Genomic DNA, 13,407 nt, shown 5'->3' with positions numbered 1-13,407 from the left:
TATATCAATAGGAAGAACCCAGCCACTTTTTCAGGATCCCCGGCCCATGTCGCTCTTCTTCGTCTCCCATGAAACCTGTCGGCTGCATCGGGCACCTTCATCCCATCCTGAATGTCCCGAGCGTCTGCAGGCCATCGAGCAGGCCCTGGACGCTTCCCCCTTGGGGCGGCGGGTGATCCGCCTTGAGGCTCGCCCCGTCACCCGTGACCAGCTGGAACGGGTTCATGCACCGGAGTACCTGGATCTGGTGGAGGCCTCCGTGCCGCCACCGGGACAATGGGACATGCTCGATACCGGCGATACCTATCTGTGTGAACACAGCCTCGAGGCGGCCCGGCTGGCGGCGGGTGCGGTGGTGACGGCGGTGGACCGGGTGATGGAAACCCCCGGCAGCACGGCCTTTTGCAGCGTGCGGCCGCCGGGACACCACGCCGGGCGGCGGTTCGGGATGGGATTCTGCCTGTTCAACAATGTTGCCGTGGGGGCGGCCCATGCCATGACGATCCATGGCCTGACGCGGGTGGCCATCGTCGATTTCGATGTCCATCACGGCAACGGTACCGAAGACATCTTCCGTCATGAGCCGCGGGTGCTGTTGTGTTCCAGTTTTCAGCACCCCTTGTATCCCGGCACCGGCGCCGATACCCGCAGCGATCATATCCTCAATCTGCCCCTGCATGCCGGTACCGATGGTCCGGCCCTGCGCAGCGCCATGAAGGCGCGCTGGCTGCCGGTGCTGGAGGATTTTGCGCCACAACTGGTGATGGTCTCCGCCGGGTTCGACGCGCATGTGGATGATCCGCTGGCGAGTTTCCGGCTGGTGGAGGCGGATTATGCCGAGTTGACGGAGATGATCATGGATCTGGCCTGTCGATACAGCCGGGGCCGCGTGGTATCCGTGCTGGAGGGCGGTTATGACCTCCCGGCACTGGGGCGCAGCGTTCTGGCGCATCTTCAGGTGCTGGCCGATGCCGATGGTGAACTTGTTTGAGGCCGTCGGTCTGATTCGACGGGTGCAATACTCGGCAGGCTGAGCTAGTCTCGGCAGACAGGCATTTTCAATTCAAACCTGAGAGGAATCATGAGCGAACAAGCAAGAACCCAGTCAGTCCCCGGTGCCGACTATTCCAGCGAGGTCAGGAATGAAGCCCTGGTCCGTTGGGTTCAGGAGATGGCGGATCTGTGCAAACCGGACGCGGTCTACTGGTGCAACGGCTCTCAGGAGGAATACGACTTCTTTACCGGCCAGTTGGTGGATCAGGGGACCTTCATCCGGCTCAACCCGGAAAAACGCCCCAACAGCTTTGCCTGTTTTTCCGATCCCAGCGACGTGGCCCGGGTGGAGGATCGTACCTTCATCTGCAGCCTGCGCAAGGAAGACGCGGGCCCCACCAACAATTGGGAAGACCCCAAGACCATGAAGCAGACCCTCAACGGTCTGTTCGACGGCTGCATGCAGGGGCGTACCATGTATGTCATCCCCTTCAGCATGGGGCCGCTGGGTTCGCCCATCTCCCAGATCGGCGTGGAGCTGAGCGATTCTCCCTATGTGGTGGTCAACATGCGCATCATGACCCGCATGGGCCGCAAGGTCATCGATATCCTCGGCGAGGGGGATTTCGTCAAGTGTCTGCACTCGGTGGGCGCCCCCCTGGCTCCGGGTCAGCAGGATGCCAAATGGCCCTGCAATCCCGACACCAAGTACATCGTGCACTTCCCCGAAGAGCGCTCCATCATGTCCTACGGCAGCGGCTACGGCGGCAACGCCCTGCTGGGCAAGAAGTGCTTCGCCCTGCGCATTGCCTCGTCCATGGCCCGGCAGGAGGGGTGGCTGGCCGAGCACATGCTGATCCTGGGGGCGGAATCTCCCGAAGGGGAAAAGACCTATCTGGCGGCCGCCTTCCCCAGCGCCTGCGGCAAGACCAATTTCGCCATGATGATCCCGCCGGACTCTCTGGACGGCTGGAAGATCACCACGGTGGGTGACGACATCGCCTGGATCAAGCCCGACTCATCCGGACAGCTCCATGCCATCAACCCCGAGGCGGGCTATTTCGGGGTGGCGCCGGGCACCAACTACAAGACCAATCCCAATGCCATGGAAACGGTCAAGGCCAATGCCATCTTCACCAACGTGGGCGTGACGCCGGACGGGGATGTCTGGTGGGAGGGCATGAGCGATGAGCCGCCCAAGGGCACCATCACCTGGACCGGAGCGGTGTATGATCCGGCCTCCGGCAAGCCGGTGGCCCATCCCAATGCCCGGTTCACGGTGCCGGCCGGTCAGTGTCCGAGCATCGATCCCGAGTGGGAAAACCCCAGGGGGGTGCCGATCAGTGCCTTCATCTTCGGTGGCCGCAGAAGCACCACCATTCCCTTGGTGTACCAGTCCTTCAACTGGAGCTTCGGGGTCTACCTGGCGGCCACCATGGGGTCGGAGATGACCGCCGCGGCCTTCGGCAAGCTGGGTCAGGTGCGTCGGGATCCCTTCGCCATGCTGCCCTTTGCCGGCTATCACATGGGCGACTACTTCAATCACTGGCTGCAGTTCGGTCGTGATCTGCCGTCGCCGCCGCGTATCTTCGGGGTCAACTGGTTCCGCAAGGACGATCACGGCAACTTCGTCTGGCCCGGCTTCGGCGAGAACATGCGCGTGCTCAAGTGGATCATCGACCGTGTCAAGGGCAAGACTTCGGCGGTGGAGAGCCCTATCGGCTGGATGCCTCACTACAACGACATCGACTTCAAGGGCCTGGATTTCTCCATGAGGGATTTCGACAAGGTCATGGAAGTGGATCGCGAGGCCTGGAAAGAGGAACTGATGGCCCACGAGGAGCTGTTCTCCAAGCTCTATGACAAGTTGCCCAAGGAGTTCTTCTTCATGCGGGAGCTGTTGCTGTCGGGGCTGTGGCGGTCGCCGGAGCACTGGCATCTGGCCCCCGAACGGGAGAGCTGATCTTTATCCCCCCCCACGGAGTGTTCCGTGGGGGGGCTGTCCCCAACCCCAGTGACCTTGGCCGTCCCCGTTGGGGTCAGGCCACCTTGGCTTTCTTGTCGGGATCCGTCACTTGTTTCGGGACGGCATGCAGTCCCGCCCGCGGGTTACGGATCAACTCCAGTAGCTGATGCCGCCGGTAGACCCCGGTTTTCTGGAAAATGCGATGCATGTACGTCTTGACCGACGATTCCGAGATGGACAGGGCATCGGCGACCTCCCGATAGGTCTTTTCGGTCAACACCTGGCGCAATACCTGCTGTTCCTGGTCCGACAGGATCTGGACGAGGGTGTCGGGTAACCGCGTCTCCGGCGTCTGTTCGGCAGGTTCATCGACTGCCTGGACTTCGGATTTTCTCCTGGGAAGATACAGGCTGAGCACGGCCATGTTCAGCAGAATCAGGCCGATAAAGGCAATGGTATCGGCCGCCCCTCCCAGAGCCATGCTCAGCAGATGTCCCACCAGGATCCCCCCGCAGAGTACCCCGACGCCGTAACCATAGGCACGGACCAGATCCGTCTGCTTCAGCACCAGGAACAGCAGCAGCAGATCAATGATGCCGGCCGCCACCATCATGAAGAACATGGCCCCGTGGATGCCCGCCCCACTGGGCAGCAGTGACCAGAGGGCGAACGCCGTCAGGGCCGAGACCACGCCGATCAGCATGGCGGTGGGTTGGGTGTATTTGACCAGCCAGAGACAGCCGATGGCCCCGGCGCCGTAGAAGATCACCTCCAGCCCGGGAGCGACGGCATGGGCCTCATAGGCCGGGATCAGACCGCCGTACATCAATCCCGAGACGATCTGGAACACGAAGATGAAGGGCAGGTAGCTCAGCAATCGCCCCAGTTTTGCGGTTTCCGGTTCCCGGCGGTGTTGTCCGGGTCCCAGCGGCGTGAGCAGGAACAGCAGCAGGACGCTGACGAAGGTGAGCTTGAGCTGGGGCGAGAGGGGGATCAGGACCACGATCAGGGACAGCAGATTGCCGGCGGCCAGGGCCAGCGCCGCAAAGACGATGGGACGTTCAGAGGCTTTGAGATATTGCCCCATGCGCAGGGAGACCGGCGCGGAGGCGATGCCCAGCAAGACCATGAGGGGAATGGACCATCCGCCGTTGAGTTCCAGGGCCAGCAAGCTCAAACCCACCGTCCCGATCAGGCTGATGCGTATCAGCTGCTGGAGTCGCTGCAACGGCATGCGGCCGGCAAGGCGGCCCAATCCGAGCAGGACGAGAATGTGGGGGGCCAGGAACCACGGCATCAACTGCTCGTGAGTCAGCAGGATTCCTGACATGGGGAACGTGGTCAGCCAGGCGATGAAGAAAGCGGCGATGCCGATCCTCACCATATGTTGGGGAGCAAGCGTCATTGACATCCCAAGTTGCTGATCTTGTGCGGGAGTCTACACCATGGTTTACATCGCTCCAATGGATGGTTGACAGGTTGACGACTTATTAAAAGGAGCGCTCCGGCGCAGAATGGGGCTGTCACCACAACAGCCTCCGGAGAGTCGCTGATGAATCCTGCGTCCATTGCCGACCGGCAAATCAGTCGCGCCACCCTCTGGCTTGGGCTGTTGCTGAGCGGCCCCGCCGTGGCCGATCTTTCGGCCCTGGAGGGGACTGCGGGCCATCCTTCGCCCACTTCCGCGCTCTGGGCGCTTGAAGGCACCGAGGGGCATGAGTCCGCCTCCGCCGGCAGCGTCCGGGAAGACGAGATACGCTGTTCCGGCGACGTCCCCTGTCTGGAGATCGCCACCGATCTGCCGCTCAGGGGATTGCCAAGGCCGTTCTCCCACATCTATCGGGAACCCCGGGCGGAAGAAGGCATGATCGCCATGGCCAATGTGCCGGCTTTTCGCCCCCTCTATGTGTTCGAACGCCGTGACCTGGACTTCACCCAGGGGGCGGATCCTCGGGGATGGTACCGGGTCGGCGCCGGTCGGACCCAGTCCGACGGCTGGATGCAGGCCAGGGACCTGCTGGAGTGGCGGCAGGCACTGCTGGTGTCCTATACCCACCCGGGGGATGCCATCGAAGGACGCAGCCCGGTGCTGATGTTCCGGGATCTCCAGGCCCTGGAAGCCGTGGTGGATGACATGGACATGGCGGGACGGGCCAGGGCCATTTATCAGGGCATCGGCAAGGGCGAGGTGCCCGACTCCGTGATCAGCATGGAGCCGGCCCGTTTCGTTGACATCACCCGTCAGTTCTACATGTTGCCCATCATTGACTGGCGGGAGACCCGAATCCACGGCGACGATGCCCGCTTGCTGCAACTGGCGGCCGCGGTGCCGCGTCAGCGCGGTGCCGACACCCTGGAGGACGCATCCTATCGGACCCAGTCCCAGGTGGGCAGAACCCAGGCCGGCAGCAGTACCGGTGATCTGAACGTGGACGTGGTATTCGTGATCGACACCACCCGCAGCATGCAGCCCTTCATCGACATGACCCGCGAGGCGGTGATCCGCATGACCCGCCGCTTCACCGGCGAGACCGCCGACCGCTTCCGCTTCGGTCTGGTGACGTTCCGGGACTCCACCCAGGTGATTCCCGCCCTGGAATACGTGACCCGCAATCATACGCCGACCCTGGTGGACGGCAACACGCTGGTGGAACTGCTGGGCAATTCCGCCCGGGCCACGCAGGTGGGCAGTCTGGATTATGCCGAGGAGGTCTTTGCCGGCGTGGATGCGGCCTTGCGCAGCCAGTGGCGCGAGGGGGCCCTGCGTTTCATGATCATGATCGGGGATGCCAGTTCCCATCCCAAGGGGCATCCCCAGAACGTCACCGGGAAGGATGAAACGGACCTGCGCCGGGAACTGGATGATGCCCAGGTTCACCTGCTTGCCATTCATCTGCAGGACCCCCGGGCAGTGGAGGATCATCCCATTGCCCATGCCCAGTTCAGCCGGCTTTCCCGCGTTCGCGGCGATGAGTCCCGTTCCGCCCTGGAAGCGGTCAATGCCTTTGAGGAAGCCGAATATCAATCCCTGGCGGACCGGGTGACCGGTGGTATCAGCCAGCTGCTCACCACCACCATCGGTGCCGAATTGCCTGGTAGCGCCAACGCGCCGGTGTCGGTGCCGGAGTCGGTGGAAAGTCTCTGGAAGGCGGCCATGGTGGAATACATCGGGCGGGATGCCCATCCGCCCAAGGATGTGGTGGCCTGGTCGCTGGATCGTGACCTGGTGAATCCCGCCGACCGGGCCCTGGAGGTGCGCGTACTGGTGAACCGGGAGCAGCTCAGCTCTCTGGCCCAGTCCCTGGACATGGTGGTGCAGGCCCTGATGCGGGCCGAGGTGACCCAGGCCCAGTTCTTCGAGGCCCTGCAGGGCGTGGCCGGACAGACCATGAAGCGACCGGAGGAGATCGGTCGGGGCGCCCGTCTGGCGGAGACGGGTCTGCTGCCCGCCTTCATCCAGAGCCTGCCCTATCGCAGCGACATCCTGTCCCTGACCGATGAGATGTTTGCCAGCATGACCACGGAGCAGCGCTCCCAGCTGGAGTGGAGCATCCTGGCCAAGCTGGAGCAGTACCGGGCCATCAACGAACAGGTGGATGCCTGGTTCCGTCTCAACGATGCCGATGAAGACAGGGACATGGTCTATCCGCTGCATCTTGATTATTTGCCCTGAGCGAATGGTGAGGATGCAAGGCATGTCCACGGCCATGGTCAGCCTGGAAGGGGTCGTCAAGCACCGGGAGCAGGGGGGGAGTCGTTTTGAGCTGGAGGTTCCGGCCTTCTCGGTGACTGCCGGAGAAATGGTGGCGGTGGTGGGTGCCAGCGGTTGCGGCAAGAGCACGCTGCTGGATCTGTTGGCGATGGTGATGGCGCCGACGGAGGCGGACCGGTTCCACTTCAAGCCTCGCCGGGATACCCCGTCCATCGACGTGCGGGTACTCTGGAACCGTTCCCGGGAGGCCGAACTGGCGGGGTTGCGGCGTGATTATCTGGGCTATGTGCTGCAGACCGGCGGGCTGCTGCCCTTTGTCAGCGTGCGTGACAACATCCGTTTGCCGGGGCGCATCCGGGGCGGTTCCGGGGCAGGGCAGGCGCAGCGCATTAGCGACCTCGCCCGGCGTCTGGGAGTGACGGTCTGCCTGGATCGCATGCCCCACGCCCTGTCGGTGGGGCAGCGTCAGCGGGTGGCCATTGCCAGGGCCCTGGCCCATTCCCCCCGTCTGGTGCTGGCCGATGAACCCACGGCGGCGGTGGACAAGACCCGCGCCCGGGACATCATGCAGGATTTTCATGCCCTGGCACGGGATGAAGACATGGCGGTGGTGATGGTCACCCATGACGTGGATCTGGTCAGTGACCATGCCGACCGTTTCTATACCTTCGACGTACAACAGATTACCGCGCAAAGGACTCGCTCCGTCTGTCGTCCGCTCCCTGCCGGACGGTAGCTGTCCATGCCACGGCCGAGCCCGTTTCGACTCATTCCCGCCCTGGCGGCCTCCCATCTGCGCCATGACTGGATTCTCACCCTGTGCCTGGTGGTGGCCCTGGCGGCGGTGATTGCCCCCCTGCTGGTGCTGATGGGACTCAAGCACGGCACCATCGAGACCCTGCGCGAGCGCCTGGTGGAGGACCCGGTATTCCGGGAGATCCGGCCCGCCCAGACCCGACAGTATGCCCCCGCCTGGTTCGACGAGGTGGCCCGGTGGCCCGGGGTGGCCTTTGTCACGCCGACCATCCTGCCCCTCTCCTCGGTGCTGCAGGTGGTGCATCCGGGGACCGGCAGGACGGAGCTTTTTGATCTGGTGCCCACGGCGGCGGGAGACCCGCTGCTGCTGGAAAACGGCGCCCGCATCCCCGGCGAGGACCAGCTGGTGCTCAGTCATGAGGCAGCGCGGCGCCTGGGAGTGGCCGCCGGTGATCGGCTCACGGTGCGGGTGACGCGGTCGCGGGCAGGGCGCACCGAGCAGGCCGAGGAAGTGCTGGAGATCGTCTCCGTATTGGCATCCCGGGCCGGACATCTGCCCCGGATCTACGCCCCCCTGTCGCTGGTACTGGATGTGGAAGCCTACAAGGAAGGCTACGGTGCGTCCCGCCGGGGGTGGCCTGGAGAGACGCCGGAGCCTCATTTGAGCTTTGATGGCGCCATCCTCCTGCTGGAGAGTCCGCTGGATCCCATTGCGCGCACCGGCCTGGTGATCAATACCGGCTTCGCCCGGATGCAGGAGGCATCTTCGGAACGCATCCGCGCCCTGCTGGGCTTCACCCCGCCGTCGCGCCTGCATGCCTATGAACTGCTGACACCGGGGACGGCCATCACCCTCTCCAATCTGCGCGCCATCGAACAGAAGCTCAGGGGTCAGGAACGCTGGCTGCTGCCCTATGTGACGCAGGTCAGGCTCCATGCCGGAACGGGACTGCCCGGGTCGCCGGCGGGGTTGTCTCTGACCCCGGAACAGGCGGCGTCTCTGGGGCTGGACCCCTTGCCCTGGGGCGGCTTCACCGGGACGGCCGCGGATGGAGATCGTCTGGCCTCGGTGCTGTTGCCGGGGAATGTCGAGGTCCCGGCATCCCGTCTGGTTCTCGGCAGCGATGGCGTGGCCCCCCTGGCCCTGGAACTATGGGTCCGGGGGCAGACCGACCTGGATCGACCCGTGGTGCCGGTGGAACTGTTGGGGGTGTTGCGCACAGCCACCCAGCGGGCCGTGATCCACGATCCGGAGGGGCGTCGTTTCGAGATGGCGCGGGGAGGGTATCGGGGATTTCGTCTCTATGCCCAGGGCATCGACGATGTCCCCGATCTGGCGCGCAGGCTGGAAGCCCAGGGCATCGAGTTCATCGCCGAGGTGGAAGCCATCGAACGCATCCGGATCCTGGATGCCGGACTGAGCCGTTTGTTCCAGCTGATCGCCCTGCTGGGGATCAGCGGTGGGACGGCGGTCCTGATCGCCAGTCTCTACGCTTCCGTGGAACGTCTGCGGCGGGATCTGGGCGTGTTGCGTCTGCTGGGGTTGGCGCGCCGGCATGTGTTTTTCTTCCCGGTGGCGGAAGGGGCCATGATCGCCGCCCTGGGGCTGCTGGCCGCCTTTGCCGGCTACGCCGCCCTGGCCATGACCATCAACCGTACCTTTGCCGGTGAGCTGGCGCCCGGTGAGCGCTTTTGCGCCCTGCCGCCGAGCCATGTCCTGACGGCCATCGTCGCCACCTTGTCGCTGGCGGTGCTGGCTTCCCTGGTGGCCGCCTGGCGCGCCACTCATATCGATCCCGCGGAGGCCATCCGTGAACAATGAACGGCGTACATCCATGCATCGTCGGTTCCGGCTTCTCTGGATGCTGCTGATCATGGTCCTGCCGGCCCCCTGGGCCGGTGCCGACGAGGGACTCACGCCCACCTTCTTCAACCCTCGTCCGGCGCCGGGCGACATCGTTCTGCCCATGCCCGACAACGCCGAGATGGTGTTCCGGGCGGTGCGGGTCCCGGGCAGCGGGTTCTGGGGCGATCAGGACCGCATTATCCAGATCGGGGATGCGGCCGGCGGGATCTTCGAGGGTTTGCAGCGCACTCAGATCAGCGGTTCGTTTCCCAGCGCGGACGGGCAGGGCTGGGACATCATCCTGGCCAAGTACGAACTGACCCGGGCCCAGTATGTGGCGGTGATGGGCATGGAATCCCTGCTGGCAGTCAGCGGCGACCCGGAGGATCAGAAATTACCGACCCTGCAGGGGCGGGCATTGCGGGATGCCCTGACCCTGCCGCTGACCTTCGTCAGCCATCAGGACATCCAGGCCTTCGTGCGTCGCTACAACCAGTGGCTGTTCGATCCGGCACACCCGGAACGCGTCAAGGCACTGCCCCGGGTGGATGGCGTGCCCGGCTTCCTGCGCTTGCCCACCGAGGATGAGTGGGAATATGTGGCCCGAGGGGGGCTGCCGGCCCTGCAGGCGGGCACCTTCAACGATCGTCTGCCCTTTGCCGAGCGGGAAATCAATGAATATGCCTGGCATCTGGGCAATGCCCGTCATCAGTTGCGGTCGGTCGGCCTGCGCCGGGCCGACGCCCTGGGGTTCCATGACTTGCTGGGCAATGCCCAGGAAATGACCGCCGGCCTGTTCCGGCCCGAGGTCTGGCAGGGCAAGCCGGGCGGGATCGCCGTCCGGGGCGGCAGTGTCTCCACGCCGCCGGCCGAGCTCAGAAGTGCCCTGCGGGCCGAGCTGGATGCCTATGCCTGGAATCCGGACCAGGGGCGCATGGAGGAACGCCGGTCCTTCAATACCGGCGTGCGTCTGGCCATCGGCGCCAACGTGGTGGTCAGTACCGCCCAGCGCCAGCGCATCGAGCAGGAATACGACCAGTACCGGGCGGAGTGGCGACGCACCATGCCTGTGGGGCGCACCCTGGACAACCTGGTGGCCCAGGCCTCGGTGCAACTGGGGACGGTGGAGCCCATCCTGGCCCGGCTGATGCAGGAGAATGCCGCGCTCAGGGAACCGCTGACGGCGGTGCAGGCCCACATGGACCGGGCCAGGGAGCGACTGGATATGGCCCAGCGGGAGAGTGCCCGCAGTCTGGCCCAGGATGCCGCCCGCAACGGGGTGAACCTGAGTGTCTACCTGTCCCGTCTCCAGCGTCTTGAAGGCAGTCTGGAAACCGCCCGCCGGCTGGCGGAACTGTCCACCCGCTACCAGGAGCAGGTGACGGCGGTGGAGGCCTCGATCAGGGATCTGGACGAGGCCGCCCGGGCGCAATTGCAGGGCTACCGGGACAAGGTTTCCACCCTGGGCGATTACGAGCCGGCCTACATTGAACAGGCCTTTGCCGCCCTGGCCGCCCGTGAGACACCCAGGCGCGAGCAGGTGGTGCTGGAACTGCTCAAGACCCATGCGGAGGACTTCAACGAGCAGCGGCGGGCCGACCTGGATCTCTGGCTGGAAGACTACCGGGCACGTTTCCGGGACTTCACCGACGGCTGATGCATCATTCGATTGTGACCATGAGGGGATGAAGATGAACAAGACGTGCAAGGGGCTGACACTGCTGTGCGCGGCGGCATTGCTGGGCGGGTGCGCCACCATGGATGACCAGCAGCGTACCCGGGGAGAGGGGGCCGCCGCCGGTGCCCTGATCGGCGGCCTGCTGGGCTATGCCATCGACCGCGAACGTGGTGCCGCGGTGGGTGCCCTGCTGGGCGGCGGGGTCGGCCTGGCCGTCGGCAACGAGATAGCCAAGCGCAAGCAGGCCTACGCCAGCACCGAGGATTTCCTGGACGGCGAGATCGCCCGGGTGGCGGAATTCAACACCACCACGGTGGCCTACAACCAGCGTCTGAGCGGCGAAATTGCCCAGCTGGAAACCGAGTCCAGCAACCTGCGGGCCCGTTTTGACGCCGGCAACGCGGACCGCCGTACCCTGCAGGCCCGTCGGGATGACCTCAGGGGACGTATCGAGACGGCACAGAAGCTGGAAAAGACCCTGGAGGACGAACTCAAGGTTCAGAACGCCATCCTCGCCCAGGAGAGCAAGGGGCGTCCCAAGGATGACCCCTACATCGCCCGCCTGGAGCAGGAGGTTGCGGCCTTGCAGGCCAATCTGGAGCAGCTCCGGGAAGGCAGCACCCAGCTGGCCCGCATTGATCAGAGGTTGTCGGTATGAAGGCTTGCAGACGGATGGTGATCACCCTGCCCATGGTGTTGTGGCTGGGTGGGTGCGCCACTTCCACCGACCCCCGGGAAGGCGGGCTTCTGGGCGGCATTCAGGGATTGGGCAGCGGTGCCTATGACGCCCGGGTGCAGGAGCGCGAGGCGCGTCTGGAGGCGTTGCGCAGGACCCAGCAGGAACTGGAAGGCGAGCGGAGTGACCTGGAAACCCGCAGGGCCGAGCAGACCCGACAGGTGGCGGCGGAGCGTGCCCGTTTGCAACGGCTCGACGGGGACGTGGCGTCCCTGGATCGCGAGGTCGCGGCCCTGAGCGCGCAGCATGGACGGGGTGACCAGCGGGTACGGGAACTGCAGAGCCGTCTGGCGGCGCTGAAACAGCAGATGGGACGTCAGCAATCGGCCTTGGATGCCCTGGAAGGCGACGGGCTTGGCGACAGCGACGCGGATCTGCGCCGCCGCCAGCTGGAGCAGCAGCGCCAGGCCCTGCAGCAGGAATATGAGCTGTTGATGCAGCTGTCCCTGGAACTTGCCCGTTGAAACGGGGGCTGACGGTTCTGGCCTGCGCCATCGCCATTGCCATCGCAGGCACGGCCTGGGGCCATGGGGACGGTGAGGGCTCGGTTCCCCTGGATGAGATTCGTCAGGTCATGCGGGAACACGCATTGCATCCACCTGCCGAGTCGGTACTGGAGGGGCTGTCCGCCGCGAATTTCGAGCGGGAGTTACGGGCGCTGGATCCCCATGCCCGTTACTTTCCCGCGGGCACCTGGCGTTCCCCCATGCTCAGTCGGGATGCCTGGGTCGGCATCGGTGCCGATCTGGTATTCCAGCAGGACGAGGTCATGCTGTTGCCTTACCAGGGCGGCGGTGCCGCCCTGGCCGGTGTCGTGGAAGGCATGTGGTTGCTGGAGGTCGATGGGCTGTCCGTGACGGGCGTGGCTCCCGCTGAATTGCTGCGCCTGTTGCGGGGCACGGAAGGCAGCACGGTCACCCTGACCCTGTTGCCCCCGGGGTTGAATGCGGCGCCGGTGAGGCTGACGATGGTCCGAGAGCGATTCCGGCCCCTGGATGTGGAACTGGTGGATGCCTCCGGTCAGCGGATCGTCAGGGTGCGGGATTTCGTCGGCGGCCTGACCCGTCCGGCACTGCTGGCAACGCTGGATTTCGTGCTGGCGGCATCGCCTCCCTCCGCCGAGGGGGCCGCACCCCTGATCCTGGATCTGCGGGACTCCGGCGGCGGAGATCTGTACGAGGCGCTGGACATGGCGGCCCTGTTCCTGCCCGCGGGTGCGGTGCTGGGCAGCATGCAGGGGCCCGACGGCAGGTCCACGGTGTTTCATGCCCCGCCGGGCGGGAAGGTGGATTTTCCCATGGTGCTCTGGGTGGGACCGGAGACCGCCAGTGCGGCGGAGGTGTTTGCCGGTGCCCTGCAGTATCACGGACGGGCGAAGATCGTGGGTCGCCCGACCTTCGGCAAGTGCAGCAGCCAGAGGGATGTCGGCCTGTCGGACGGTTCCGTGCTGCGCTTGACCAACCGGATGGTATGGCTCCCCGGGGGCGAGAGCTGCGCGGACGTGGGCATCCAGCCTGACCGGGTGGTGGGCACGGCCATGCTCCGTGATCCCTCCCGCCTGCTGGCCGTCTCGATGGCGTTGCGGCATGGTCGCGGCGCCAAGGTGCCGCCGCCGCGGGCAGAACCCGATGCACCGGCGGCATTACACCAGGAAATGTTTTGACGGGATGTCAATCACCCTTGCCGCCCGGAGACGGGCGGCCTTTTCTTCATGATGAGA

The 13,407-nt window shown here is 65.0% G+C and carries 10 protein-coding genes; 9 read left to right on the top strand and 1 reads right to left on the bottom strand.

The window, feature by feature from the left end; genetic code table 11:
• Nucleotides 1–46: 46 nt before the first annotated feature.
• Nucleotides 47–991, top strand: coding sequence for a histone deacetylase family protein (locus ACLF6L_RS08040; RefSeq protein ID WP_412851369.1), 945 nt, complete (start codon nt 47–49; stop codon nt 989–991).
• Between the two features lie 90 nt (nt 992–1,081).
• The gene (locus ACLF6L_RS08035) at nt 1,082–2,956 is read left to right on the top strand and encodes a phosphoenolpyruvate carboxykinase (GTP) (RefSeq protein ID WP_238616917.1); all 1,875 of its coding nucleotides are present in this window, start codon (nt 1,082–1,084) and stop codon (nt 2,954–2,956) included.
• Nucleotides 2,957–3,032: 76 nt separating this feature from the next.
• Here ACLF6L_RS08035 and ACLF6L_RS08030 read toward each other — a convergent pair whose 3' ends face one another.
• Complete coding sequence (locus ACLF6L_RS08030) at nt 3,033–4,364, bottom strand: helix-turn-helix transcriptional regulator (RefSeq protein WP_238616918.1); 1,332 nt, start codon at nt 4,362–4,364, stop codon at nt 3,033–3,035.
• Nucleotides 4,365–4,511: 147 nt separating this feature from the next.
• On the opposite strand from ACLF6L_RS08030, the gene ACLF6L_RS08025 reads away from it, so the two are divergent.
• From ACLF6L_RS08025 to ACLF6L_RS07995, 7 genes are read left to right on the top strand one after another with little or no spacing between them, the layout of a single operon-like run.
• Nucleotides 4,512–6,632 (top strand): VWA domain-containing protein, encoded by a 2,121-nt coding sequence (locus tag ACLF6L_RS08025; RefSeq protein ID WP_412851368.1) that lies wholly within the window; start codon nt 4,512–4,514, stop codon nt 6,630–6,632.
• 22 nt (nt 6,633–6,654) lie between these two features.
• Nucleotides 6,655–7,407, top strand: coding sequence for an ABC transporter ATP-binding protein (locus tag ACLF6L_RS08020; RefSeq protein WP_238616920.1), 753 nt, complete (start codon nt 6,655–6,657; stop codon nt 7,405–7,407).
• Between the two features lie 6 nt (nt 7,408–7,413).
• Nucleotides 7,414–9,249, top strand: coding sequence for an ABC transporter permease (locus ACLF6L_RS08015; protein ID WP_412851367.1), 1,836 nt, complete (start codon nt 7,414–7,416; stop codon nt 9,247–9,249).
• Between the two features lie 13 nt (nt 9,250–9,262).
• Nucleotides 9,263–10,930, top strand: coding sequence for an SUMF1/EgtB/PvdO family nonheme iron enzyme (locus tag ACLF6L_RS08010; RefSeq protein WP_412851366.1), 1,668 nt, complete (start codon nt 9,263–9,265; stop codon nt 10,928–10,930).
• A gap of 34 nt (nt 10,931–10,964) precedes the next feature.
• Nucleotides 10,965–11,609, top strand: a complete 645-nt coding sequence (locus ACLF6L_RS08005) for a YMGG-like glycine zipper-containing protein (protein WP_238616923.1) — start codon at nt 10,965–10,967, stop codon at nt 11,607–11,609.
• Complete coding sequence (locus ACLF6L_RS08000) at nt 11,606–12,151, top strand: hypothetical protein (RefSeq protein WP_238616924.1); 546 nt, start codon at nt 11,606–11,608, stop codon at nt 12,149–12,151. The genes ACLF6L_RS08005 and ACLF6L_RS08000 overlap by 4 nt, the downstream gene beginning before the upstream one ends.
• On the top strand, nt 12,148–13,350 hold the full coding sequence (locus tag ACLF6L_RS07995; RefSeq protein WP_412851365.1) for a S41 family peptidase: 1,203 nt from the start codon (nt 12,148–12,150) through the stop codon (nt 13,348–13,350). The genes ACLF6L_RS08000 and ACLF6L_RS07995 overlap by 4 nt, the downstream gene beginning before the upstream one ends.
• Nucleotides 13,351–13,407 lie beyond the last annotated feature (57 nt).

The organism is Ectothiorhodospira shaposhnikovii, assembly GCF_047222355.1.
Lineage (GTDB): Bacteria > Pseudomonadota > Gammaproteobacteria > Ectothiorhodospirales > Ectothiorhodospiraceae > Ectothiorhodospira.
The sequence above is the reverse complement of the archived record's forward strand: the minus strand, read 5'-3'. Positions and strand labels throughout refer to the sequence as shown.

What these genes read in the sequence shown, in the direction of transcription:
- ACLF6L_RS08025 (WP_412851368.1), top strand. Translation starts at nt 4,512, where the DNA reads ATGAATCCTGCGTCCATTGCCGACCGGCAAATCAGTCGCGCCACCCTC.
- ACLF6L_RS08010 (WP_412851366.1), top strand. Translation starts at nt 9,263, where the DNA reads ATGCATCGTCGGTTCCGGCTTCTCTGGATGCTGCTGATCATGGTCCTG.
- ACLF6L_RS08005 (WP_238616923.1), top strand. Translation starts at nt 10,965, where the DNA reads ATGAACAAGACGTGCAAGGGGCTGACACTGCTGTGCGCGGCGGCATTG.
- ACLF6L_RS08030 (WP_238616918.1), bottom strand. Translation starts at nt 4,364, where the DNA reads ATGACGCTTGCTCCCCAACATATGGTGAGGATCGGCATCGCCGCTTTC.
- ACLF6L_RS08000 (WP_238616924.1), top strand. Translation starts at nt 11,606, where the DNA reads ATGAAGGCTTGCAGACGGATGGTGATCACCCTGCCCATGGTGTTGTGG.
- ACLF6L_RS08015 (WP_412851367.1), top strand. Translation starts at nt 7,414, where the DNA reads ATGCCACGGCCGAGCCCGTTTCGACTCATTCCCGCCCTGGCGGCCTCC.
- ACLF6L_RS08035 (WP_238616917.1), top strand. Translation starts at nt 1,082, where the DNA reads ATGAGCGAACAAGCAAGAACCCAGTCAGTCCCCGGTGCCGACTATTCC.
- ACLF6L_RS08020 (WP_238616920.1), top strand. Translation starts at nt 6,655, where the DNA reads ATGTCCACGGCCATGGTCAGCCTGGAAGGGGTCGTCAAGCACCGGGAG.
- ACLF6L_RS08040 (WP_412851369.1), top strand. Translation starts at nt 47, where the DNA reads ATGTCGCTCTTCTTCGTCTCCCATGAAACCTGTCGGCTGCATCGGGCA.